This window comes from Leptolyngbya sp. FACHB-671 (genome assembly GCF_014695745.1).
GTDB lineage: Bacteria > Cyanobacteriota > Cyanobacteriia > Elainellales > Elainellaceae > JAAUTN01.
Genome location: NZ_JACJOV010000089.1, coordinates 1 through 24,391 on the forward strand (window position 1 = coordinate 1; position 24,391 = coordinate 24,391).

21 protein-coding genes are annotated in these 24,391 nt (G+C 46.7%); 11 read left to right on the plus strand and 10 right to left on the minus strand.

Annotated elements, in window-relative coordinates; translation table 11 throughout:
- Positions 1–120: 120 nt before the first annotated feature.
- The 7 genes from H6F93_RS33345 to H6F93_RS11700 all read right to left on the minus strand — a co-directional run bounded on the left by H6F93_RS33345 (position 121) and on the right by H6F93_RS11700 (position 4,373).
- A complete protein-coding gene (locus H6F93_RS33345; protein ID WP_199313646.1) occupies positions 121–285 on the minus strand; it encodes a hypothetical protein in 165 nt (54 codons plus the stop codon).
- Between the two features lie 55 nt (positions 286–340).
- Positions 341–502 carry a DDE-type integrase/transposase/recombinase gene (locus tag H6F93_RS33350; RefSeq protein ID WP_199313647.1) on the minus strand — a complete coding sequence of 54 codons (162 nt, stop codon included), beginning with the start codon at positions 500–502 and terminating at the stop codon, positions 341–343.
- Positions 503–992: 490 nt separating this feature from the next.
- Entirely contained in the window at positions 993–1,367 is a 375-nt protein-coding gene (locus H6F93_RS11680; RefSeq protein WP_199313648.1) for an S-adenosylmethionine decarboxylase family protein, read from the minus strand.
- Between the two features lie 8 nt (positions 1,368–1,375).
- Positions 1,376–1,963, minus strand: coding sequence for a DUF4178 domain-containing protein (locus H6F93_RS11685; protein WP_199313649.1), 588 nt, complete (start codon positions 1,961–1,963; stop codon positions 1,376–1,378).
- A gap of 4 nt (positions 1,964–1,967) precedes the next feature.
- Positions 1,968–3,527, minus strand: coding sequence for a polyamine aminopropyltransferase (locus tag H6F93_RS11690; protein ID WP_190680881.1), 1,560 nt, complete (start codon positions 3,525–3,527; stop codon positions 1,968–1,970).
- Positions 3,528–3,542: 15 nt separating this feature from the next.
- A complete protein-coding gene (locus H6F93_RS11695) occupies positions 3,543–3,773 on the minus strand; it encodes a hypothetical protein (protein ID WP_190646925.1) in 231 nt (76 codons plus the stop codon).
- A gap of 18 nt (positions 3,774–3,791) precedes the next feature.
- On the minus strand, positions 3,792–4,373 hold the full coding sequence (locus H6F93_RS11700; protein ID WP_190680883.1) for a hypothetical protein: 582 nt from the start codon (positions 4,371–4,373) through the stop codon (positions 3,792–3,794).
- Between the two features lie 143 nt (positions 4,374–4,516).
- Between H6F93_RS11700 and H6F93_RS11705 the strand changes: the two genes are divergently transcribed.
- Complete coding sequence (locus H6F93_RS11705; RefSeq protein WP_190646923.1) at positions 4,517–4,726, plus strand: DUF350 domain-containing protein; 210 nt, start codon at positions 4,517–4,519, stop codon at positions 4,724–4,726.
- Between the two features lie 218 nt (positions 4,727–4,944).
- On the opposite strand, the gene H6F93_RS11710 is transcribed toward H6F93_RS11705, so the two are convergent.
- Positions 4,945–5,760 carry a hypothetical protein gene (locus H6F93_RS11710; RefSeq protein ID WP_190680885.1) on the minus strand — a complete coding sequence of 272 codons (816 nt, stop codon included), beginning with the start codon at positions 5,758–5,760 and terminating at the stop codon, positions 4,945–4,947.
- A gap of 283 nt (positions 5,761–6,043) precedes the next feature.
- Here H6F93_RS11710 and H6F93_RS11715 point away from each other — a divergent pair, with 283 nt between their 5' ends.
- From H6F93_RS11715 to H6F93_RS11725, 3 genes are all read left to right on the plus strand, one after another.
- Positions 6,044–8,278 carry a hypothetical protein gene (locus H6F93_RS11715; protein WP_190680887.1) on the plus strand — a complete coding sequence of 745 codons (2,235 nt, stop codon included), beginning with the start codon at positions 6,044–6,046 and terminating at the stop codon, positions 8,276–8,278.
- A 294-nt stretch (positions 8,279–8,572) separates the two neighbouring features.
- Positions 8,573–9,718: an AbrB family transcriptional regulator gene (locus H6F93_RS11720; protein ID WP_190646920.1), complete on the plus strand. Its 1,146-nt coding sequence runs from the start codon at positions 8,573–8,575 to the stop codon at positions 9,716–9,718.
- A gap of 160 nt (positions 9,719–9,878) precedes the next feature.
- Positions 9,879–15,896 carry an AAA family ATPase gene (locus H6F93_RS11725; protein WP_190680889.1) on the plus strand — a complete coding sequence of 2,006 codons (6,018 nt, stop codon included), beginning with the start codon at positions 9,879–9,881 and terminating at the stop codon, positions 15,894–15,896.
- Positions 15,897–16,144: 248 nt separating this feature from the next.
- Here the strand turns inward: H6F93_RS11725 and H6F93_RS11730 are convergent, their stop codons facing one another.
- Positions 16,145–17,236: a hybrid sensor histidine kinase/response regulator gene (locus H6F93_RS11730; protein WP_190680892.1), complete on the minus strand. Its 1,092-nt coding sequence runs from the start codon at positions 17,234–17,236 to the stop codon at positions 16,145–16,147.
- A 12-nt stretch (positions 17,237–17,248) separates the two neighbouring features.
- Positions 17,249–18,892 (minus strand): sensor histidine kinase, encoded by a 1,644-nt coding sequence (locus H6F93_RS11735; protein ID WP_190680894.1) that lies wholly within the window; start codon positions 18,890–18,892, stop codon positions 17,249–17,251.
- A 608-nt stretch (positions 18,893–19,500) separates the two neighbouring features.
- On the opposite strand from H6F93_RS11735, the gene H6F93_RS11740 reads away from it, so the two are divergent.
- From H6F93_RS11740 to H6F93_RS11770, 7 genes are all read left to right on the plus strand, one after another.
- Positions 19,501–19,734, plus strand: a complete 234-nt coding sequence (locus H6F93_RS11740) for a hypothetical protein (protein WP_190645959.1) — start codon at positions 19,501–19,503, stop codon at positions 19,732–19,734.
- Positions 19,735–19,767: 33 nt separating this feature from the next.
- Entirely contained in the window at positions 19,768–20,649 is an 882-nt protein-coding gene (locus H6F93_RS11745) for a multinuclear nonheme iron-dependent oxidase (protein ID WP_190680896.1), read from the plus strand.
- Positions 20,650–20,659: 10 nt separating this feature from the next.
- The gene (locus H6F93_RS11750) at positions 20,660–20,887 is read left to right on the plus strand and encodes a hypothetical protein (RefSeq protein WP_190645961.1); all 228 of its coding nucleotides are present in this window, start codon (positions 20,660–20,662) and stop codon (positions 20,885–20,887) included.
- A gap of 66 nt (positions 20,888–20,953) precedes the next feature.
- On the plus strand, positions 20,954–21,781 hold the full coding sequence (locus H6F93_RS11755) for a response regulator transcription factor (RefSeq protein WP_524537932.1): 828 nt from the start codon (positions 20,954–20,956) through the stop codon (positions 21,779–21,781).
- A gap of 202 nt (positions 21,782–21,983) precedes the next feature.
- On the plus strand, positions 21,984–22,553 hold the full coding sequence (locus H6F93_RS11760; RefSeq protein ID WP_190680898.1) for a DsbA family protein: 570 nt from the start codon (positions 21,984–21,986) through the stop codon (positions 22,551–22,553).
- A 241-nt stretch (positions 22,554–22,794) separates the two neighbouring features.
- Complete coding sequence (locus tag H6F93_RS11765; protein WP_190680900.1) at positions 22,795–23,262, plus strand: VOC family protein; 468 nt, start codon at positions 22,795–22,797, stop codon at positions 23,260–23,262.
- Positions 23,263–23,447: 185 nt separating this feature from the next.
- Positions 23,448–24,389 (plus strand): NAD-dependent epimerase/dehydratase family protein, encoded by a 942-nt coding sequence (locus H6F93_RS11770; protein ID WP_190680902.1) that lies wholly within the window; start codon positions 23,448–23,450, stop codon positions 24,387–24,389.
- Positions 24,390–24,391: the final 2 nt, after the last annotated feature.

The window sequence follows — 24,391 nt, forward strand, 5'->3', positions numbered from 1 at the left end:
ACTGCTGTTTTGATAGCGAGTTTTTAATTCCTCACGACTGAGGTGTTTTGCCAGTGTAATTGTACGTCCCATCCTTCTATCTTATAGTGTTACTCCACAGCCGGATTCCGTATAACAGGATTATGCAGAAGCTTTAACCCAACAATCATCTTCAATTCGCTGGCGCATCTGTTCACGGTAGCGTTGAGCAGTCAGTTGATGTTGTTTCGGATAGAAGTGGTCTCGAATCGGTCCAAACGCCGCGAGAAATCGTTGTGCTTGTTTGGGTGATTTGGACTTCCGCATCCGCTGCTCTCGTACTCGAGTTGGTTGATGCGAGTTCTCTGCACGAGTTGTTTAATCACTTGTGCTGTTGATGCTCCACGCTCTTGAGTATCAGGTTCTGGACGGCTTTGTAGCCCTTCAATTTGTCCATTACAATCACCCGATGCACAAAGCCTTGCTGCTTGAGAAACTTGCGGAAAAACTGTCTCGCTGCCTTGGTATCTCGATGCTGTTGCATCTAGGTGTAATGAAATCAGTATGCGATCGCCCTTAGCTATCTTCTCCCTCGGTTTTAGGCTGGTCAGAATGTTGTCCTGCATCGAACACAATACAAAAGGTAGCTGCTGGTATCAAACGTTGCAAGGCTCTCAATTGGGCTTCTGCATCGCTGCGACGACGAAAACGGGCGACAACCAGGGATGTAGGGGATCTCGGTTAGGATGGCATGGGAAAGCGATCGATCGCGCTATTGCGTCGCAGCAAGGGTATAATTCCGAAGATTGCTTCAAAAAACCACACGAGCAACACAACAAATTCAAGGCAATGGTATTGCAGGCTTTCCCAGGCTGATCCTGCTGGGTTCGATCGTAGGCAAGCCACTTACAGCTCAATTCACTCATCCCACTTCCTCTCACGTAATAGAAGATCCAGCTTTCCCAGTTCTCCTTTCTCCAGCTCAACTTAAAATTCTTCAACCTGCTGCCTAAAGTGAGGGTTATTTCAATGACTTAACCTTGAGCAGTAAACTGTTTCCAAGCAGATAGATTTGATGTTCCAGAAAGTGCCTGGGTAAGTAGATCTGCCAAGTGCTCTGCTTTTGAGTGATTAGACTGGTTATAGTCACAGATGTGGATATCGATCGTAATTTTGCCGTGTTCAGGCCAGAAATGTAGCGCAACGTGGGATTCTGCCAGCAGAACGGCAGCAGAGACCCCATGAGGGGTGAAGGTGAAGGAGGTTTCACCGACAATGGTGAGTTCTGCTTCCTGAACGGCTGTTCTAAGCAGGTTAATAAACTCTGATTCTGTCCAGCTGTAGACCGTTTGGATGACTGGAAGAATAGCAGCAAAGTGGTGAGAGGTGAGGAGAAGAGATTGCATCATGATGGAAGTCAGACCCCATAAATCCGTTGTCCATCACCTCCTAGGATAGTCAAACTCCTGGGGTTAATCATCCGTCCAACAGAGACTTCAACGTCTCCACTCCAGTTCTCAATACAAAGGATATGATTGCCGTTACTGGAATAGTCAAAATATTGACACTGCTCTGCCTGATTCAGCGTTGCACCTTCTCGGTGCATTTGAGCGGTTCCGCGTTCGTCGAGATAATAAGTCATTTCTCCAAAACAGATTTGCTCAGGGGGATAATCCAGAATATTGAGTGCTTGAGTTGTTTCTAACCAGGCAACTTTAACCTGATCATCCTCTTCAATCGAGAGCCAACGGATTTCTTCGTTGTCTTGCAGTAAATACTCAATCCATCTATAGTTGTGGCTTGTATAGATGAGTTTGTCTTCTACAACCCAGTCTTGGTCTAGATACTGGACGATATCCCCAATTCTGAGGGTGAGAACATTAGGGAAATTAGCAGACAGCGATCGGCGACGTTTTACAGGAAGACTGAGTTGGGAGCGGTACACAACAATTAGGGTTGCAGTGATAACAATAGCAATGATGCTAATCCAGATAAAGGTCAACATGGGATTAGTAATAAGTTTTCCAGTGAGCGTCCGTTTGGTATCGTACTAATACAGGATCTCCCAGGCGGTTCACCTTAACGTTCCCAAGCACAATGTCCTTTGGTAGATCGAACAGATGCTGTAGCAGGGCAGGGGTAAGAAACTTTGTAGGAACCTGTAGGTTCAGAGTTTCCGGTTGAATGGGGGTGCGCGCAGCTAATACAAATCCCCAGGGTCCAAAGCTGGGCACGTCAACAGTGTAGGGATGAACCGATAGCCCAACAGAATCTAGAGTTGTGACGATGCAAGCGAAGGCTTTGGGCGCAAAGAAGGGACTAGAGGCTTGCGTGACGAAGATACCATCTAGAGCCAAGCGTGGCAGTAACCGCTGATAAAAGCCTTGCGCGTATAGTTTGGCAATAATGTCGCGGTCAGGATCTGGAAAGTCGGCAACGATAACATCGAATGTGTCAGTTAAACTAGGAACTGTGACAAAGGCATCAGCGTGTTTGACCTCGACGCGCGGGTCTTGAAAAGCATTAACGTTAGCGTTGGCTAGAAAAGGATGCTGCTGTGCGAGTTTGACTATGGCAGGGTCTAGGTCGATCAGAACGACTCGTTTCACCTCTTTCCACTTCAAGACTTCGCGCAGGGCTAGCCCATCTCCTGCACCCATCAGCAGTACCTGTTCACGGTTGTTGTTGGCACTTATAGCTGGATGAACTAGTGCTTCGTGATATCTGTATTCGTCGAGACTGGAAAACTGTAGGTCACCGTCTAAATAAAGTCTTAAGTCTTTTGCTTGACGAGTTAATACAATGCGCTGGTATTGAGTTTGAATGCGGCTGATGATTGGAGCCCTGTAGAGGTTGTTCTCCAGTCGATTGCTTACGGCTACCGTGAATGGAGCGAAGGTGCAAAGACCAAGGCACAGAGCAATCCCCCATCGCTTCCATTGACGTAAGGATGGAAAATTGTAGCTGAGAATTACAACCATTGCCGCTGGAAATATACCGACAACGGCAGCTGAGGGGAATAGCCCAATGGTTGGCAGCAAAATGACCGGCAGCAGTAATGAGCCTGCGAGTGCGCCAAGGTAATCTAGTGCCAAGACCCCAGAAAGGGCATCTCGAACTCCCGTTTGTTGTTCGAGTAGCCGTGTAAGGACGGGAACTTCGAGACCTGCCAGCGTTCCCAAGATTAAGGTGACGAGGGTTAGCCCAATCCAGACGGGTCCATTAACTACAAACAGAGCGAATAGAGCCAATGGAAGTAGAGCGCTGAGAGGAGCTATCCAGAGTTCGATCTTGATAAACGTGGATAGAAGCGACATTTGCTCTGTGTGTGGATTTGCCGTAGTAGGGACAATAAATCGGCTGAGATAAGAGCCAATGCCCATTGCTGCTAAAAATCCGCCTACGGCGACTCCATAGGAGAGAGCTTGATTTCCGACTAAATAACTGGTTAAAGTGCCCAGTAGTAGCTCGATCGCCAATCCACAGCTAGAAGAGACGGCTGTGGCCGCGAGAAGGGTATATTGCTGGTGGCGTTTGAGCGTAAAGGGGAGAGGGTTGAACTGTTGCATGAAACAGAAAATTCCTTATTTGCCGTCTCCTGGTCCACCGCCAACAAATTCCCCGTAGCTGGCTCGATCGGGAGCAGGTACCCAAGTCTGGTTATAGTAATAGCCTGATAGGTTGGTATTGTAGCGGGACCAGTACATGGTCTGCTCTTCTTGCCTTAGATTTAAGGCAGAGATTTGAGTGCAGCCTGCGAAGAGTGTTACTCCTGCAATAAGACAGGCAGCGATCGCAAAAACGGGGTAAATCATGATTTGAAGGTGATGAGGTTAAACTTCTTTACTACGGAGCCGCAAAGACAGCGCGGTCAAGCTGCCTGTTCCAAACAGACCAGCCCAGAAGAAACGACTGTCAACGGCTCTATTGGTCACGGAGACTATAAATGATACTGGTTCTTCTACGTCTTGTCCCATTGGGTCGGTATGGTCAAGAACTTGAACGCTGATTGTTAGAGTTTCATCTTGATTTGATTTGATGTCTAACCCGGCGTTTAGATCTGTTTCTGACCAATATTCTCCATCTTCGTAGCCAGATTCTGACCCAGCATCCTTTATTGCACTAGCAACAAGATTACCTTGAGCGTCTCGAACTTGCACTTCGTAGGAAACCCAACGATTTTGGGCAGGGGCAGCAGTGATGTTGATTCGAAGTGCGCCAATTGCAGCAGGTTGGATTTGGATAGGCTGGAGTGCTGCCGAGTCTTCGGGTGCAATGGTGAGGGTTTGGGTTGCCAGATTGGTTTCAATAAGGGGACTACAGACGAGTGCGGCCAGCATCACTACGGTCGCAACTCCGCTCAAGCAGATCCAGAGACCGGATTGGCTAGACCCGTTGGGTTGCCAAGATGTCATGAAAATTGGAGTGAGTGTGAGGAATGGGTTCAGGCTATTAAATATAATAGAGGCAATTAAAAGCAGTTCAGAACTTGCTTCGTCTATCTTATTTAGATACAAACGTGTTAAGTTTGATTTCTTGAAAATTGGAGACAGTTTGCGTGTTAATAACAGTAGAAAGAGTCGCTGCAACAGTTGGATGGGCTTTGATCGGAGTACTTCTATTGTATGCAGCTATCCGATTGTTTGATGCCGTGGATCCAATTAACTATCAAACGGAAATTCGACAGGGGAATATTGCTGCTGGGGTAGTTGTGGCAGCACTGATCATAGCAACAGCTGCCATTATTATTTCAGTCATTGTTACTTAGCGGGAGGTGGGTAGTAGTATCTATAACCCACTTCAAGCAGATGCTAATGATCGCGATCGGAGAAAGGATCGTTTTCAAAATTGACATTATTACAGCCAAAATTTTCAATTCAATGACGCTGCGAGCGCTGCAGTCCTCCAAAAACTGTTGGTGGCTTGGACATTGATGAAGAGTGCGCTCTATCAGTTGATTCCCCTATAAGTACCAATAGAATCTGCTTAAACGGTAAACGCTCTACCCGTGCCCCATTCTCGAATCTGCCATTCTCGAACTCTGCAACCCTCACCTTGAGGACTGGTTTGCAAAATCCGTTTATGCTCCCAATCGATCGTCAACTCCGAGGTTGACCAAAGGGCAGTGCCTTCGCGCCAAGAAATCGTCGATCGCTGAATTTCCCAGGGAACTCGACCCGATCGACATAAGCCTAACGAGATTTCGCAACCCAGATAATCCTGCTGTTCCTGGAGGGTGGTTGAAGTCATTAGACAATCACTTAAAGTCTCGGCATCGGGCAGGGCAACCGAACGGTTGTGGCTGTAGATGAAATAATCTCCGGCGATGACTAACCCAGCTTGCCAGTCCAAAAACGAGCCAAAAGTATCGTCTGGTGCTAATACAAGTGCCGTAAAGTCTCCATCTCCATTGTCAATCTTGTGCCATTCCTCTCGATACACCTGATCCACGCCCTCCTCAATCAAGATATTGTTTTGCCAGTAGAGCAAGCCAATATCTCGAACGGATTGTGGGGGGTGGTAATCGATGTATCTCACCCACTGACACTGCCCCTGCTCAAACTGAGTGATACCTGCAAATCCCTGCTGCCTGGATAAAGCAACAATCTCGGCTTGTGTAAGGGATGAGAAACTTGCCTGCTTCAGGTCAGGGCGATCGAAGGGAAGCCGGAGATCGGCAAAGCAAGAGGAGGTTTGCAGGTAAAAGACTTGGGTTTGAGTGTCACGCTGCCCATCTGGAGTTTCGATCGACAGCCGCCTCCACAGCCCTCTCAGCCATTCAGGAACAGTACTTGCTATCATTTGAGTTGCGGTTCGACATGCAGAATAATGTTGATCCTAAACTAAGTTTCAAGCTTCAACATCTTTCGACTCAAGGCACCCCCAATCAATTTTTTGAGGTGCTTCAGTAGTTAAAAATCCAGTTCATGAAGTGTCTCTTCCTCATTCAATTGATTCACTTCAGTTGATTAATGTAGAAAAACCCAATCCTGGTCAAGCGGGATTGCCATCTTCAACCTGTATTTCATTGTCTGGTGAGGTTGTCCTCATTAGGTAATGAAACGTCCACAACAACACCTGTCATATGATTCGTTCTGTTCAATCGGCTCTTTTGTTGAGTGTGTTGGCGATCGCTCCATTAGAAAACGCCATCAATTCCGCTTATTCTGCAATGGCTCAAACCCCAACGGCTGCGGCAGTCTGTAATCCAGACGTATCCCTACAAAATCAATTAGGAATGGTAGAGGAGCAGGCACGTTCTGCCCTTGAGCAATCTAAGCAAGCGGAAGCACTGCAATCATTACAAGAAGCGTTGGCGATCACCATTCAGCTACGAGACACGCGCCTTCAAGCAGATTTGTTACAGCGGTGGTTGTTAGATAATAGTGAAGGCTATCCAACTACAAGATGGCAGCGATTAACACAAAACATTGATCAGCAAGACCAATCGGCTCAGCTTCAAACCCTCCTGGGACAGTTTTTGCAAATCGCAAATCGCCTCACGACATCCCACAGCTTTATCAAAACTCGCTCGTTAGCGGCGATCGCCCGTTACTACACCACCTTAGATCCGAGTCAAACTCAGCAGCCCGCGCAAGTGCTAGAGCAAGCTCGTCAGGCAGCAAGATTCATTCGGGGTGAAGTGTTTACCGCAAATGCGTTGATTGATGTCGCAGAAGCCTATGCTTTGATGGACGACGCAACATCAGCACAGACCGTTCTCATGCAAGTAGAGCAAGCAGTTCAGCAGATTCCACCGAATACCTCTGAGCCGCTTAAGTTAGTCATCATTCAACGAATGGCAACCACCTACGCCCAGATTGGCGACTTCACAACTACCCGCCAAATTGCCGACCGCTTGCCCGCTCAATCTGAGATTCAGTCATTCGCCTTACAGGGAATTGTTGAAGGATACATTGCCGCTGGCGACTTGCCCCAGGCAGAAGCATTAGCGGAATCCATTTCTGTGATCACTCACCGAATTCGGGCATTTGAGAAACTGGCGATCGCTTATCACAACGCCAATCAGCCCGACAAAGTTGATCAACTGATGCGTCAGGCAAGACAACTGGCAGAGCCAGCAGTGAGCTTACCTAACCCAGAATTTACCTTGAGAAACTTAGTCGAGACCTACTTGCAGTTAGGACAACGCGAAGAAGCTCTGGAATTGACACAAACCTCTTTAACGTCATCGCGACAAGAAGTAACTAAAACTGTGATGCTTGCCTTTAGTCAAGCTGGGCAAAACGACGTAGTTGAATCGTGGCTATCAGAACAGTTGAGCTATATCGAGACGGTTCCTGACTCCTGGGAACAGCGCCTTTACTTAGGGGACGTGTTTCGACTGGCGATCGCCACCCAGCAGTTTGAATGGATTGGCAAGGAATGGAACCGCATTGCTGCGATCGATTATGGCCCTCCAGATCAGCAAATGGTCGAAATCGCAACTGCTTATGCTGCCAGTGGTCAACACGTCGAGGCGGCTGAATGGGCACAACAACTTCCCCTTGCCAATCGTCCAGTTTTGCGGGTTCGATTGCTCACTGCGATCGCCCTCGCCGCCCATCAAGCAGGTCAAACCACTTGGGCAAACGACTTGCTCGAGCAGACCTTGGAAAGTGTAGATTCTCTCGCCGCCACTTATCAACGCCAATTTCCCGATGACTTGACGCAGAGTCCTCTGATCAAGCCCAGCGCCCTCACTGCTATTGCGGTTGTATATTCCCAAACTGGGCAAACTGACCAGATGCGCCAACTCTTGCAGCAGGTCAGCCAATTAGATCCTTCTCTCACCGATCCGACATTCGGTGGCCCAGTTGATCAGCCCTTTTCCGTATTCATGGATGCGAAACAATATGTAGGGGCTCTACAACTCGCGCAAGCCACTGCCACTTCAGAGGTTCGCCAGTCGCGCTTACAAACTAGTGCCACGGCTCTGTTGCAGCAAGATCGTTTTGACTTAGCGCTGCCCGTCGTCGATCAGCTCACCGAGGCAAGTCAAAAAACTCAGCTATTGCTGGCGATCGCGCAACGATACGGTGATTTACAGCAGGTTGATGCAGCACTTCCCATTCTTGACCAAGCATTCCAGGTGGCTCAAACCATTCCCGGTGAAGAATCAGAAGTCGATCGTTTTGGAACAGATGGCTTAACGGTTATCGATAGAACCAACGATCGGGGTAGCTTGTTAGAAGCGACCGCGTTGCAATATGCTCAACTGGGTCAGGGCGATCGGGCGCGTCAGGTTGTCAATCGACTTCAGGAAGCTCGTTTGCGAGAACAGGTCATGCAATCTATTCAGTGTGTGCTACGGAGTTAGGATTGTACAACTGTAGCTACAGCAGCAGAATAACTTATGGGTAAGCCATAACGTAGGGGTCGTTCGCGAACGACCCCTACAGGAATTTGTGGTTTATCCAAGTGGAAATGGCTGTAAGTTTTGGAAGTGGTGTACATTAGACCTCCGCCAATAGCAATCCTAAATGACTGATGAAAGTAGTTGCCCTAAAGACGACCACTTTCATCAGTCATTTTCGTGAATTGAATCGGGCTGCTATGGCTGACAATTATGATGTTGTGGTGAGACCAAAAGCTGTAATCGCTGGAGACCTTTGTGTTTAATGTTGACCGACTTAAAACTACAGCAGCGCTTCAACTTGGAGAGGTTTATGGCATTCTGGCGATCGAGGTGATTCTTGCGGTTCTGATCGGTCTCGGATTGACAGCGACCGGGCTGGATGGTGCAGCCTGGATTTTAGGCGGAATTGCTGCGGGGGCGATCGCGTTTTCGAGTTACCGGATATTCGGTGTTGACTCGCTCCAACCCAATCGCAACGCAAGAAAAGCCGGACAGCTACTCGTGGGTTTGACGATCGGACTATCGCTGCAACATAACAATCTCAATATTTTACCCAGTCAATTTTTGATTTTTCTGGGATTACCCTTATTTTTGATGCTGTCGGGTGCTGCGATCGGTTGGGTTTATTCTCGACTTGAGAAAATCGATTTATTAAGTGGATTGTTAGCAACAACGCCTGGAAATATTGGCGTAATGGCAAGTATTGCAGCAGACTACAGCAAGAATACTGCGTTAGTTTCGCTGGTTCAATTAACGCGATTCACAACAGTTATTTTTGTCATTCCAATCATTGCGAATGCTGCCGTCCCTCGTTCAACTCACAATGCGGTTGCCGCTGTCATTCAAAAAGTTGTTGCAGTTTCCTGGTTCGATTTGTGCATTGCCTGTTTGCTCCTTGCAATCACACTTGTAGTGGTTTATTTGGGCAACAAACTCAAGATTCCGATGGCGGCTTTTTTGTGTGCGATCGCCGTTGGGCTTTTGTTTGACGCCTTCCTGCTCGTGTCTCCGATATCCATTGATTTTCAGCTACCCGCTCTTTTCAACCTCATTGGTCAAATCTTATTGGGCGTAACAATCGGTGAGTATTGGGGACTCAATCCAAAACTGAGCTTTGCAACCATTATTCGATCTCTGCTGCCCGTTGTGTTGATGGTGATCACCGCATTCCTCGCAGCCTTGCTGATTCAATGCTTAACCGGATGGAATTGGCTGACCTGTGTACTCGTCACGGCTCCAGGTGGCTCACCGGAGATGATTTGGATTGCGCTCACATTACATCAAGATACTGATGTGGTGACGGCAGCTCATGTGATTCGCCTGCTCACCATCAATCTTTCCTTGCCGCTCTTGTTGGCGCTAGTTCCGGCGATCGCCACCGAAGCACGTCAACCAGAGTAGTGTTTGCTTTTCTCATGACTATTTCATGGGAGTAATGGTTTGTGAAGATTTTCGCCTGACGGGCAGAGACTTTCACAAACTATTTAGGTTGCTTTGGAAACCCTGCTGAGACGGATATAATTGGCGGCATAACTCATGGTACCTATTGCAAGGGAGTTCTATGATTGCGCTCGCTGGAATCACAGCCCAAAGCAAAATCTATGAGAGTTCAACATCTCTGGTCTATCGAGGTGTTAGAGAAGATGCTCAGGCTCACTGTGCAGATACCGCAAGGATCGTCATCAAACTGCTCAAGCAAGATTATCCTTCTCCCCAGGCATTAACCCGCTATAGGCAGGAATATGCGATTACCCGGTCTTTGGATGTAGAGGGCGTAATCAAAGCCTATAGCCAACAAGACTATCAGCGCACGCTCGTCATTCTTCTAGAAGATTTTGGGGGGGAGTCCCTGGAGTATTGGATACAGCAGCGCCCAGAGGCTTTCTGCCCCATGTCTGTATCTGATTTTCTGCCTCTTGCCATCAATCTCAGCAACATTTTAGGCAGAATTCATGCTGCTAACATCATCCACAAGGATATTAATCCTAGCAATATCGTTCTTAATCCAAATACGGGCGTTGTCAAAATCATTGACTTCGGGATTGCAACTCAATTCAGCCGCACCAATCCCACGTTCAAAAGCCCGCATGTATTGGAAGGCACCCTCGCTTATCTTTCTCCAGAACAGACCGGGCGGATGAATCGAGCGATTGATTACCGTACCGATTTTTACTCCCTCGGAGCGACATTCTACGAATTACTCACCGGACAAGTACCGTTTCCAACAACAGATGTTCTTGAACTCGTCCATTGCCATCTTGCTAAACCTCCTATCCCCCCGTGTGAATTGAATCTTAAGATTCCTAAGCCAGTTTCAGACATTATCTTGAAACTGATGGCGAAGAATGCAGAGGATCGCTATCAAAGTGCCTGGGGCATCAAAGCAGATTTAGAGCATTGTGCTGATCAACTAGAAACAAGGGGTCAAATTAGTTCCTTGCAACTGGGTCTGCAAGATGTTTCCGATCAATTTCAGATTCCACAAAAACTGTATGGTCGGGAGAAGGAAATCTCAGAGTTATTAGAGGCGTTTGAGAGAGTAGCGGGGGAAGGTGGGAAAGACAGAGAGGAGCAAGACAACAGTTCTCTCTTATCCTCCCTCCCTCCCTCATCCTCCCGTCTCCCTCAAATAGTGCTAGTCACTGGCTATTCCGGTGTTGGCAAATCAGCTTTGGTGCAGGAACTTTATAAACCTATTACAGCAAAGCGTGGCTATTTCATCTCTGGTAAGTTTGACCAGTTGCAGCGCAACATCCCCTACAGTGCAATTGTGGATGCCTTACGAAAACTGGTGCAGCAACTGCTGAGTGAACCGGATCAGCAAGTGCAACAGTGGCGATCGCGCCTTTTAGAAGCGTTAGAGAGTAACGGGCAACTCATCATTGATGTCATCCCTGAAGTTGAGTTAATTATTGGCAAACAGCCACCCGTACCGGAAGTTGGGACAGCGGAAGCGCAAAATCGCTTTAACCGAGTCTTTCAGCAGTTCATTCGAGTGTTTTGTGCTCAAGATCATCCATTGGTTATCTTCCTGGATGATTTGCAGTGGATTGACTCCGCCACCCTAAAGTTAATCGAACTGATGCTGCTCGATGAGCAAACCCAAGCGCTATTTCTGATCGGAGCCTATCGAAACAATGAAGTCACTGCAACCCATCCACTAGCGCTGTCATTGGAAAACTTGCGAAAGCAAGGAATAGTGCCTCAAGACATCGTTCTAACCCCCCTCACACTAAAACCACTGAATCAGCTCATTGCCGAGACGCTACATCAATGTGCTGACACGGTTGCTTCCTTGGCTGAGTTAGTGCTGCACAAAACCGAAGGCAATCCCTTCTTTGTGAGCGAATTTTTGCGATCGCTGTACAGTGAAAATCTCTTGGGCTTTAATCCTGAACAACGAACTTGGCAGTGGAACGTTGCTCAGATTGAAGCTCAGAATATTACTGATAATGTAGTGGAGCTGCTGCTGAGCAAGTTGAGAAAACTGCCCGAAAACACTCAGCAGTTGCTTCAATTAGCCGCCTGCATCGGGGCTGAGTTTGATTTGGAGACGTTAACGATTGTATGTGATCAATCGCCTCAAACAGTTTTTCAGGATTTGTTAGCAGCCATCCAAACCGGACTCATCCAACCGCTTTCTGAGTTGGACGAGAACTTGTTGGTTCAAGAGTATAAGTTTTTGCACGATCGCGTCCAGCAAGCTGCCTATGCTCTCATTGATGAGTCGCAAAAACAAGGGGTGCATCTGCAAATTGGTTGCAATTTGTTGGAAAGGACTTTGTCAGAGCAGCAAGCAGAGCGGTTGTTTGAAATTGTTGACCATCTAAATTATGGAGCCGAGTTAATCACTGAGCAATCTGAACGGAATGAGATTGCCGAACTGAACTTGCAAGCCGGTCAGAAAGCGCTATCAGCAACGGCTTATGAAGCCGCTTTCAAGTATTTCAATGCAGGGCTTCAACTCCTTGAGGTGGAGAGCTGGCAGCATGAGTACAACTTGACCTTGGCGTTGCATTCAGAGGCAGCAGAAGCAGCATACCTCAGTGGTCACTTTGATGAAATGGAGCGGCTTGTAGAAGCAGTGCTCGATCATGCAAAGACGGCACTCGATACAGTGAAAGTTTACGATAGCAGGATTCAAACATGGATGTCGCGGGGAGACCTTAAAGAAGCCGTTAAAACTGGCTTGGAAGTGCTGCAACTCTTGGGAATTCGTTTAGTAGAAGCTCCAAGTCAGTTAGATGTTCAAGCAGGATTAGAGGAAACCGCTTCACAATTGGCTGGGCGGGAAATCGAAGATTTGATTGATTTGCCAGAGATGACTGAACCTGTACCACTGACAGCAATCTACATGTTGTTCAGTACAATGGGTCCGGCTTTTAATGTGGCACCTGCTCTGATGGTGCTGGTTGTGTGCAAGATGGTCAATCTATCGCTTGCCCATGGAAACACTATCTGGTCGATTCTCGGTTATGCGGCCTATGGCATGATCCTATGTGGAGTTGTACAAGACGTTGAGCAGAGCTATAGATTTGGCAAATTATCCTTAAATTTAGCGAAAAGATTAAATAACAAGAGAGTTAACTGCAAAGCATTGCTGATAGTGAATTTCCATATCATTCATTGGAAAGAGCACCTTAAAGAGACATTCCCTAGTTTGGCTGAGGCTTATCAAAGCGGGATAGAAAGTGGAGAGTTTGAATATGCGAGTTATTGTGCATTTAGCCTATGTTATTGCCCCTTTCTTGCAGGACAAGAACTGACAGAACTGGAACAACAAACAGCGATTTATCGTAAAGCCACCAATCAAATTAGACGAGAGAATCCTGCCACTTGGCTGGCAATGTTGCAGCAAACGATCCTGAACTTGCAAGGTCAATCTGAAAATCCAAGCCGCTTGGTGGGTTGTCTTTATGACGAAGAGCAAGCACTGTCATGGGCGATCGCGGTCAAGGATGGAACTGGCGTTCACTACTTTTGTTTAAATAAGCTGATTTTATGCTATCTGTTCGGAGAGTATGAACAAGCTGCAAAAACGGCTACTTTATCAGAACCGTATTTAAGCGCAGCCACAGGATTATTCTCTGTATCTGTATTTCATTTCTATGACTCCTTAATATTCTTGAGCTTGTTGGCAAATGCTTCAACTCCTGAAAAAGAAGCTTGGTTGAATCGCATTAATGCCAACCAGGAGAAGATGCAGAAATGGGCACACCACGCCCCCATGAATTTTTTGCATAAATTTCAGTTAGTTGAGGCAGAGAAAGCGCGAGTGTTAGGTCAGTTGTTTGAGGCAGAGGAGCTTTATGAGCAAGCCATTCAAGGCGCTAAAGAAAACGAGTATCTTCAAGAAGAAGCCTTAGGCTATGAGTTAGCTGCCAAACATTACCTGGCTCGTGGTCGAGAAAGAATTGCTCAGCTCTATATGAAGGAAGCCCATTACTGCTATGAGCGGTGGGGAGCAACTGCAAAAGCCAAAGATTTAGAGACTCGCTATCCACAGTTTTTCCCTCAATCACTAAATGCGGCTCCCACACCCGTTCGCACCACGGCTGGAACGACTTCTAACACCTCACAAGTTGCTTTCGATTTAGCAGTTGCTTTCGACTTAGCAACTTTGATCAGAGCATCCCAAGCCATCTCTCGCGAAATTGAACTGGAGCAGTTGCTTCGTTTGTTGATGCAGATCTTAATTGAGAGTGCTGGCGCACAAATTGGATTCTTAATTCTGGAAGAATCAGGAAAATGGGCGATCGAAGCAAGCTGCGAATTGGCTGAAGGTGAGCAGGTCTGCGCTACACAAGTGCTGCAATCACTTCCAATAGCAGATCAATTACCTGAATCAATGATTCAATATGTAATCCGGACTCATGAGTCAATCATCTTAGATGATGCAACTCGCGAGGGCAATTTCATCCATGATCCCTATATTCAACACCATCAAGTTCAATCAGTCCTGTGTTTGCCGTTGCTGAATCAAAGCAATCTTGTTGGTGTGCTGTATCTGGAAAATCGATTAGCCACCGGGGTATTCACAGCAGAGCGATCGCAACTTCTAAATCTACTATCGACCCAAGTAGCCATTGCGATCGAAAATGCCAAACTTTACTCGGAGCTACGCGCGCGCGAAAGTCAGATGACTCAATTTCTAGAAGCAATTCCATTGGGAGTTGCAGTTGTAGATGCGACAGGTCGTCCTTACTACTTCAATCAACAAGCAACTCAGCTAACGGGCAAAGGGGCTGTTCCTTCCGTGACATTGAATCAACTTGCAGAGACTTATCAAGCTTATGTGGCGGGAACAAACCAAAAATATCCAACTGAGAAACTAACATTATCCCGGGCGTTGAAAGGCGAACGCACGAGGACAGATGATTTAGAAATTCACCAGGGCAACACCATCATCCCAGTTGAGATATGGGGAACACCAGTTTTTGACGAACAGGGCAATGTGGTTTATGCAATCGCCACCTTTCAAGACATTACAGAGCGGAAACAAACAGAGCAACTACTAGCTAATTACAACCGCATCTTGGAGCGCGAGGTTACAGAACGAACAGAGGCTTTACAGCAAAGCGAAGCCGCACTGCGCCGTCGAGAAGAGGAAATACGGCTGATCGCTGACGCTCTACCGGCTCTAATCAGCTACGTAAATGCTAATCGGTGCTATCAATTTATCAATCATGCCTATGAAATCTGGTTCAACTGTAGCCGTGATGAAATACTAGGCAATCCTATTCGTCAACTTCTCGGTGAGGCGGTTTATCAACGGGTTGAGCCGTATGTTAATCAGGTGTTTGAAGGAAAGACAGTCAACTTTGAGGCAGAAGTCCCTTTTCCGTTTGGTAAACGGTACATTAGCGCGACTTTGATTCCTGATTTTGATGCCAACGCTCAGGTGAGAGGATTCTACAGTCTCATCATAGACATTAGCGATCGCAGACGTGCTGAAAAAGCCTCAATTCTGGAAGAACGCAACCGCATGGCGCGAGAAATTCACGATTCGTTAGCGCAGGCTTTTACAGGCATCTTGCTCCATATCGGATCTACAACACAAATGTTGGAAGATGATTCGGGCTCTGCTCAGATATATCTGGAAAGACTGGAAAAAATTGATGAATTAGCTCGAACCGGACTTGCTGAAGCTCGTCGTTCAGTGGTAGCACTCCGTCCCCAACTGTTAGAAGAGGGTACTTTACAGAGTGCTCTGCATCGCCTCGTGACTCAAATGCAGTCAACGACTAACACCACGTTGATCTACGAAAGCAAGGGTGTAATTTACCCTCTACTGACCGACGTGGAAAATCACTTATTACGGATTGCACAGGAAGCATTAACAAACGCTATCAAATACGCCAAGGCTAATAAAATTTTGGTTGAGCTGGTGTACGACGATGCTCAATGTCTTTTGCGTGTCAAAGATAATGGGCTGGGCTTTGGGCTGGGTAGTATTTCATCACCTAGTGGCTTTGGTTTACTGGGAATGAGTGAGCGAGCAGAACGGATTGGCGCACACCTGTCAATCCAAAGCCAACCTGGGCAGGGGACAGAAATTGTGGTGATCATTAGGGTGTAGGGTGTGGAGATATTGTCAACTTAACCTGTAGAGAAGGGACAGAAAAGCGATTAAACAACCCGTGCAAGAGAACTCGCATCAACCAATTCGAGTACGAGAGCAGCGGATGCGGAAGTTTAAAGTCACCCGGACAAGCACAACGATCTCTCGCGGCGTTTGGACCGATTCGAGACCACTTCCAGTCGAAACAACATCAACTGACTGCTGGTCTCGACCGTGAACAGATTGCGACAAATCTTCGCCACCAGTTACACTATTGGCAAAACAATTCGTATGGTTGTCTCTTTACGAGGAATACTTTCTATCTCAAGTTCTCCCCCATGCAACTCAACCATACGCTTGGCAATAATTAGCCCTAATCCAGTTCCTTCTTGCTCTTGCAGCTTACGTTCAAATTGTGTATAAGCGCCAATGCTAGCAACTTGTTCTGCTGTCATTCCCCGCCCTTTGTCAGTGATATATATAACTACAGTATCTCTGCTCAAGAGGCTAACAATACGAACAGGTGTTCCGGGTTGAGAAAACTTGAAAGCATTATCAATTAACTCTCTAATAATCTTCTTGAGTTTAATTTCAGAAACTTGAACGGTTGCATCCTGAAGCTCTAGCTGCAAATCAGCTTGTCTATCAACATATTGAGCTGCTTGAGTTGCCAAATCTACAACTAATGACTTGACTGACTGAGTAGAACCTGTTCGCAAAGCTTTAACCCGTTCTGGATCTGCTGACGCTAATTCTAACTGAGCATAAAGCAAAAAGTTTTGAATTAACCTGTGCAGCTGTTGGGAAGAAGAATGAATCGTTTCTGCAATATCAAGAATGTCATCAGACTCCATTAGATTGCATTCATTAACCAGTACTCTAGAAGAATTAACGATCGCGCTGAGCGGTGTATTCAACTCGGCAGGAAGCGCAAAAGCAATGTTATCTCGTAGGTCGGTGAGCTTCTCCTGAACTTTTCTATCAACTGCCTCTTGCTTATCCAACCGAGTGGAAACAGCTCTCAACAGTTCAAACCGCTGAAATGGTTTAGCTAGATAATCATCTGCTCCTAACTCCATTCCTTCTCGTAGGCTGGAGTAATCTGCTTTTGCAGTCAGAAAAATAAACGGAGTTGTTGCCATAGCTGCATTCTTCCGCAGCTCAGCTAAAACACCATAACCGTCTAATTCAGGCATCATTACATCACAGATAATTAAATCAGGATAATGTTCTTGAGCTAGCTGTACTCCGACTCGCCCATTTTCCGCACCAATGCTGTAGAAATCTTCAGCTTCAAGAATGTCAAGAATGACATTTCGAAGTGCATTTTCGTCTTCAATCACCAAAATCTTCTTCATCTGTTTCATTCCTTAGTTGAACACATTATTTTGAGTTGGAAGAATAACGGTAAATGTTGTGCCAACTCCAACCGTGCTAGTAGCCGAGATGCGACCTTTATGCAGCTCTACAGACCGTTTGACGATAGATAGCCCTAGTCCTGTCCCAGAAATATTGCCTACGTTAGTTGCCCGATGGAATGACTCAAACAAGTGCTCTTGATCAGCTAGCGGGATTCCAATTCCACTATCTTGAACTTGGAATATTACTGCGTCTTGTTCATAGATGAGCCTAAAATCAATTTGGCTTCTGTTGGGTGAGTACTTAATAGCATTTGAGAGTAGATTGATGAAAATCTGTTTTAGCAATCTCTCATCCATGTAAGCTTGAGTACGCGGACCCTGAACAGTAAAGCTTAGCTGATGATGTTTGCCAATGCTCAGCTGCATATCTTCTGTTAATTCACGGCAAAACTTTTCTAAATCTAAAGGAGTTGGCTTAAACTCAAGCTTTCCTGCTTCTGCACACCCCAGCACCAAAACGCCATCAACGAGTTCACGCAGGTGATGGACTGCAGATTGAATGCTGTTAAGATAGGTGAGTTTCTTTTCCTCAGACCATTTATGGCTGTAATACTCTAATGATTCAGCTGACGCAAGAATAGTAGTGAGTGGAGTACGAAACTCATGTGACACGGTATTAACGAAACGAGATTTGAGTTCATTTAACTCTTTCTCTTTAGTTAATGCTTTACGGATCTCACGTTCCACCTGTTTTCGTTCAGTGATATCCCGAGTAATACCACGGTAACCTTGAAACTGACCTTGTTGGTCAAATACGGGCGCACCGCTGCTCTCACAAACGATAGGGTGTCCGTCTTTATGAATTAACGTTTCTTCTAGTTGTGTGAAGGGCTGCTGTTGAGCAGCAGAGTAACCAAATACTGTCGCATAGCGTTTCGCCTCATCAGGTAGCATGAGATGCTCTAGCGTCTTGCCCAGCAGAGAATCAGGCTTATGTCCCAAAATTTCTTTTACCTTTGGGCTGACGTAAGTGAAAATAGCTTTGGCATCCACTTCCCACACCCAGTCGTTCGTCTGTTCGACTAGGCTACGAAATTGTTCTCTGCTCTGCCATAGCGTATTTTCTGTCTGCGTGCGTTTGACTGTTAAACGGGTTACAGCAGCTAGGTTCCGTCGTGTCTTAAGTTGAGAAACGACTTGACGCCCTAATGCTCGCAAGGCGTTTATTTGCTCTGCACTGAGTTCCCTGGGTTGTCGGTCTACAACGCAGATGCTTCCTAGAGCATGACCCTTGGATGTAATTAAGGGACAACCAGCATAAAACCGAATGTGATGTTCTGATGTAACTAATGGATTGGCAGCAAACCGCTCATCTAATAGAAGATTTGGAACTACTAATACATCAGTTTGTAGAATTGTATGGTTGCAAAATGATATGTTGCGCGGTGTTTCTGATATGTCTACACCCACTTTTGATTTAAACCACTGGCGCTCTGTGTCAAGTAGGGTTATGAGTGCAATAGGAGTTTGGCAGATGTGTGCAGCTAGACGAGTGAGGTCATCAAATAATTGTTCGGGTTCAGTATCTAAAATTTGATGCTGGTAGAGATCGTTAAGTCTATCCAGTTCATTAGTTGGCAGAGGAATCTGCATCAAATACTCCATATCCTAATCATGGTTGACAAACAGAAATACTTACTACTTACAGGTTGAGTATGAACAGTACTTGCCGCTCCTTAAAGCAAAAAATTGCTAAAACCTCGTTAAAGGTGTAGTTTGCAGCTATCAATCAGAAAATTGTCTTGAGTATTTGTTCTTCATGACTTTCATAGATTTTTCCATCTTGATAAGCGGATTTAAAGTTGCGGTAAAGCGACCTTCGTTCTCAAGGATGCCCATTTGGTTACTCTTCTCAACACGTAGGGTTGTGTCACCGATGATGGGTTAAGACTTTGAGCACCACAAGAGACATTTGTCAGCGGGATTGGAGCGATAATATGATCTTGAAAAGACCAGCGTAGGGAGTTGGCAAGGAGGACAGTGTCTCTCAATCCAGGTTTTGTCGTCCTGCTTTCGGGAACATTGAGGGCAAAGAGTTCAAAAAGTGAAACGCGATCGCCATTGGGCAAGGATGAGGCTAGATTAGTCTACAAGCCAACAGAAGTTCAAATGAACTAGCTGAATGGACAGACTCTATTCAAGGTGGGTTGATTTGAGTTTCTGTTTGTCTGATTGCGTCATTTCATGAAAAGGATCATTCCATGAATAAGCTATTGACGATCGCTGCTTCTTTTGTTTTGAGCCTGATTGCTGGATTAAATGCTGCCCTGATGGCAAAAGAACAAAGCCCAAACTTTAAAGTTCAGTTTGATTCTAGTCAACTTCAGCCAGTTACTCTATCGGAGTTGCCATTAGATCCCCAACCTGATCTTCAAACAGAACAGTCCACTACACCCAATCCTCCTTCGCCTTGTCTTGCCTGCGGAATGGGTTAGTCGAATGGATTGAAGGATCGCTGCACATCACTTATGTTTAAGCGGAAGCAAAACTTGCCCTGGGTGGGTCTGTCTTTGATGGCAGACTCCCATTTCCTTACAGCCACTCGCCCTCTCTTTGAGCAGGGAGAGGTTGAAGTGTTGGAATGGAGTTTTGATGCAAGCTGGGAAGACACAATTCCTTCCTGGGCAAGTGAACTGATTGATTTTTATAGCCAGCGCGATCGCCTGTTGGGTCATGGTGTGACCTATTCCTTGCTGTCGGCAGAGTGGAGCGATCGCCAAATGCACTGGTTAAAGCAGTTTCAGGCAGAATGCTCACGGCATCGCTATGTCCACATTTCAGAGCATTTTGGCTGGATGTCGGCAGGCAATTTTGCTCGAAGCGCACCGCTGCCCATGCCCTATACGCCGGATGCAGTGAGCCTGGGTCGCGATCGCCTCCAGCGATTAGCCGATGCTGCCAAAGTCCCCGTTGGACTTGAAAATTTAGCGTTTGCGTTTGGACAAAAAGATGTTGCAGATCAGGGAAAATTCATTACTGAATTACTGGAACCTGTAGATGGGTTCTTGCTTCTAGATTTGCACAATCTTTTTTGCCAAATTCACAACTTTCAGCTATCAATTCCTGAACTCCTGGCAAGTTACCCACTCGCTCGCGTGCGAGAATTGCATCTTTCTGGTGGTTCTTGGAGTCGAACAACTCCTGATTCAAATCTGGTACGACGAGATACACATGATGGGGCGGTTCCCGAAGCTGTGTTTGATCTGCTAGCGATCGTTCTGAAGCAATGCACTAATGTCAAAGCTGTGATTCTTGAGAGACTGGGGCATACCCTCAACAGTGAACCAGAGATTGAGCAGTTTCGCCAGGACTTCAATCGAATTAAACAAATTGTTAAGCGCTGCGGCTGATGGAGGGCTCATGGAAACTCATCAAGATTTATTAGCTTTTCAAGTTGCATTGCTGGAAGCACTGAATGCTCACTACCCGATAGACCACCCAACCAATGAGATTTTGTCTCGGTTAAAAGCTGATCCTCAACTGGCATCCTTTGAAGTTTATCTCAACACCTTTGAAGATCGTATGGTTGAAGTGGCAGCAGAGCTTGTGAAGAAGTGGGGGCAACGGCTTGAGGCATCTGAAAATTGATGAATCAGAGCAGAATAGAGCGGGCTTAATGCGGCAAGGGTGAGCGAACAGTGAGAGTGAGCTTTTGTGTTCGTTGAATTACTTCCATTGATTGAGCGTAGAATTGGTGTGGAGTATAGACGGGATCATCGTAAGGAGTATCTTCAGTTCTTCGGTATTGCCAATGGAAGCCTCAAAGAACTAGAAACTTTGGATAGACAACTGACTTCTCCACGCCACACACCCTATGCTCCGATGACTTCTTCACACCCCACACCCCACACCCCACACCCCACACCCCCAATTCGGGTTCTGATTGTCGACGACCACTCCCTCGTTACAGAAGGATTGGCAAACATCATTAACTATGATCCAGAAATGGTAGTGGTTGCTCAAGCAGAGAACGGGCAGCAGGCGATCGCCCTGTATCGTGAACATCAGCCTGATATCACACTGATGGATTTACGAATGCCAGGAATGGGAGGGGTTGAAGCCATTACTGCGATTCGTGCTGAGTTTAAGTCAGCTCAAATTATTGTGTTAACCACCTATGATGGTGATGAAGATATTTATCGAGGATTGCAGGCAGGTGCTCAGGGCTATCTGCTTAAAGATGTAAAACCCAATGAACTTTTGAATGCGATCCGGATGGTTCATAGTGGTAGGCAGTACGTTTCTTCGACTGTGGCAAGCAAGCTGGTAGAGCGGATGAACAACCCAGTACTCAGCGATCGAGAGCTAGAAGTGTTTCGTTTAATGGCGCAGGGATTGAGTAATCACGACATTGGAGCTGCTTTAAATATTGGTGAAAGCACTGTCAAATCTCATGTGACTCGTATTTTAAACAAGCTGGGAGTGAGCGATCGCATTCAAGCCGTCATTGTTGGTGTCAAACGCGGGCTTGTCAGTTTATAGGTTGTACTTTAAGAAAATTAGATTCCGACTTTAGTCGGAGTCGATGGTCTACTTTTAATAGGTACCTCGTGCATCCCCGGGTTGTGCAAAACTGTGGACTCTGAGTGGACGACACACAAAAACTATTTATTTATATTGAATCCATGCAAACGGTAACAGCAATTTAGTTGCAGGGTTTAAGTTTGCTTGGCAGGTTTGAAAGATGGCTAACGCCCGTGAGCAACATTCCTTGTTTGTCCCGCCTTTGATGCAGGATCACATTCGAGGTGTGCCAAATGCCAGTGCTGTACTCGTCATGTATGGAGATTATGAATGTTTTCAAAGTGCAAACGTCTACCGGTTGATTAAAGCGGCTCAACAACAATTAAGTTGTTCTTGCCAGGAGAATGATGTGTGTTTTATCTTTCGTCATTTTCCTCAGATACTGATTCATCCTCATGCTCAACGGGCAGCAGAAGCAGCGGAAGCAGCAGCAGTGCAAGGTCAGTTTTGGCAGATGCATGAGGTACTCTTTATCCATCAACAAGCGCTAGAGGACGGATACCTCGTGGAATATGCGAATTACCTGGGACTTGATGGTTCTCGATTTTTGCAGGATTTATCTAGAAAAGTGCATATCGCTCGTATCAACGCAGATAGCGAAGGTGGGCATCAAAGTGGAGTAAAGGCTGCACCTGCTTTGTTTGTTAATGGAATTCGGTATAGCGATCGCTGGAATGTAGAGCAGTTAATTACAGTGATTATCAACGCAATAAGTCGAGGGAAACGATGAGAGCGCAATGAGTTAGACATCAGACAGATTATCAGTGTGCTGCTCAATCAGTGAATAATGCAATCTTCTCTGAAGCCTATCAGATCTATGCTGCTGGCTCATTTTCCGCTGCTTTCCTCCAATTCAAATAATTAAGTTGCATCTTAACTCAAAGAACTTGAGTGGTTTGGATGGGGCGATCGCTGAAGAATGAAAAGTAACGAATCTGAACAACAAATCCACCAATCTAAAGGAGAACAAGATGAGTAACAATCCTGTAACCAGCCAAGCCATGAAACTCGAAGTTGTGGTGATACCTGTTGCCGATGTCGATCGCTCCAAAGACTTCTACAAAACGTTGGGATGGCGACTCGATGCCGACTTCCCTGGCGAGAATGGTTTCCGAGTCGTGCAATTTACCCCACCTGAATCACAAGCCTCGATCATCTTCGGGAAAGGGGTATCGTTAGCCGAGCCAGGCTCAGTTCAAGGCTTGTATCTTATCGTTTACGACATCGAAGCGGCCCGTGCCGAACTCGTTGAGCGGGGTGTGGAGGTGAGTGAGGTATTTCACGACATCGGCGGGATCTTCCACCACGCCGGAACCGAGGGACGAGTACCAGGTCCCGATCCAACGCGTGGCGATTATGCCTCTTATGCCTCGTTTAGTGATCCAGACGGCAATGGTTGGATACTCCAAGAGGTCAGAGTGCGGCTTCCCGGACGCTAATTAGAATATCAATCGCTTAAAGACAGAAGCGAAGTTCACGACAGAGACGATAACAAGGAAATGGGTGGAGAAGTAGAGGAGTAGAGGAGCTACTTATTATCCCCTCTACCCCCTTACTCTTCTACCCCTTCCGCTATAACGCGATGTAGTGCTGTACTAGCCAACCCGTTTTGGAGAATTTACAGATGAAGGTTTTTGTTGCCGGGGGAACAGGAGCGATCGGTCGCCCAACGCTCGACCAATTACTTGCCAGAGGACACAATGTTGTCGCGCTGACCCGCACCCCAGAAAGAGCACAGTCCTTAGCGGCACAGGGAATCGAACCGGCGATCGCCGATGTATTCGATCCAGATTCAGTCAAAGCAGCGATCGCCCAAGCTAAACCAGACGTAGTGATTGAACAACTCACCGCTCTACCCAGAACTTACACTCGCGAATCCATGAATGCGACAGCGGCTCTAAATACGCGCATTCGCTCGGAAGGCAGTGCCAATGTGCTGGCAGCAGCAAAGGCAGCAGGGGTGCGCCGTTTCCTGAAACAGTCCATGGCCTTCTGGGGAATTCCCGGTGCTGGATTGGCAGATGAGGAAACCCTGTTATCGGTTGATGCCTCCCCTGCCGTTGCCGCCGATGCTCGTCTAGTCCTTGACACTGAACGTAGTTTGCTCCAAACGCCTGATCTAGAAGGAATCGCTTTACGTTATGGTTTCTTCTACGGACCCGGCACCTGGTTCAACCCGGATGGTGATGTAGCGCAACAGGTGCGGCAGCAACAGTTTCCAATTGTGGGCAATGGGGATGGCGTCTGGTCTTGGTTACACATTGAGGATGCAGCGATCGCCACTGTTGCAGCCGCAGAGCAAGGCAATCCTGGGGTTTATCTGATTGTGGATGATCAGCCTTTAGCAGTGCGCGACTGGCTGCCTGCATTTGCTCGATCGCTGAATGCTCCACCCCCGCCACGAGTATCGGTTGAAGATGCTCTCAAATTGGAGGGTGGTACGGATATTGTTTACTACCAGACTCAAATGCGAGGTGCCTCGAATGCCAAGGCAAAACGTGAATTGAATTTTCAACCGCGGCCGTTGGAATGGGTGGTTGAGACTGCTGTAACTCATGCTAGTTGACC

Coding starts and splice junctions, on each gene's coding strand:
- H6F93_RS33345 (WP_199313646.1), bottom strand. CDS start 285: ATGCGGAAGTCCAAATCACCCAAACAAGCACAACGATTTCTCGCGGCG.
- H6F93_RS33350 (WP_199313647.1), bottom strand. CDS start 502: ATGCAACAGCATCGAGATACCAAGGCAGCGAGACAGTTTTTCCGCAAG.
- H6F93_RS11680 (WP_199313648.1), bottom strand. CDS start 1,367: ATGATGCAATCTCTTCTCCTCACCTCTCACCACTTTGCTGCTATTCTT.
- H6F93_RS11685 (WP_199313649.1), bottom strand. CDS start 1,963: ATGTTGACCTTTATCTGGATTAGCATCATTGCTATTGTTATCACTGCA.
- H6F93_RS11690 (WP_190680881.1), bottom strand. CDS start 3,527: ATGCAACAGTTCAACCCTCTCCCCTTTACGCTCAAACGCCACCAGCAA.
- H6F93_RS11695 (WP_190646925.1), bottom strand. CDS start 3,773: ATGATTTACCCCGTTTTTGCGATCGCTGCCTGTCTTATTGCAGGAGTA.
- H6F93_RS11700 (WP_190680883.1), bottom strand. CDS start 4,373: ATGACATCTTGGCAACCCAACGGGTCTAGCCAATCCGGTCTCTGGATC.
- H6F93_RS11710 (WP_190680885.1), bottom strand. CDS start 5,760: ATGATAGCAAGTACTGTTCCTGAATGGCTGAGAGGGCTGTGGAGGCGG.
- H6F93_RS11715 (WP_190680887.1), top strand. CDS start 6,044: ATGATTCGTTCTGTTCAATCGGCTCTTTTGTTGAGTGTGTTGGCGATC.
- H6F93_RS11725 (WP_190680889.1), top strand. CDS start 9,879: ATGATTGCGCTCGCTGGAATCACAGCCCAAAGCAAAATCTATGAGAGT.
- H6F93_RS11730 (WP_190680892.1), bottom strand. CDS start 17,236: ATGAAGAAGATTTTGGTGATTGAAGACGAAAATGCACTTCGAAATGTC.
- H6F93_RS11735 (WP_190680894.1), bottom strand. CDS start 18,892: ATGCAGATTCCTCTGCCAACTAATGAACTGGATAGACTTAACGATCTC.
- H6F93_RS11740 (WP_190645959.1), top strand. CDS start 19,501: ATGAATAAGCTATTGACGATCGCTGCTTCTTTTGTTTTGAGCCTGATT.
- H6F93_RS11745 (WP_190680896.1), top strand. CDS start 19,768: ATGTTTAAGCGGAAGCAAAACTTGCCCTGGGTGGGTCTGTCTTTGATG.
- H6F93_RS11750 (WP_190645961.1), top strand. CDS start 20,660: ATGGAAACTCATCAAGATTTATTAGCTTTTCAAGTTGCATTGCTGGAA.
- H6F93_RS11760 (WP_190680898.1), top strand. CDS start 21,984: ATGGCTAACGCCCGTGAGCAACATTCCTTGTTTGTCCCGCCTTTGATG.
- H6F93_RS11765 (WP_190680900.1), top strand. CDS start 22,795: ATGAGTAACAATCCTGTAACCAGCCAAGCCATGAAACTCGAAGTTGTG.
- H6F93_RS11770 (WP_190680902.1), top strand. CDS start 23,448: ATGAAGGTTTTTGTTGCCGGGGGAACAGGAGCGATCGGTCGCCCAACG.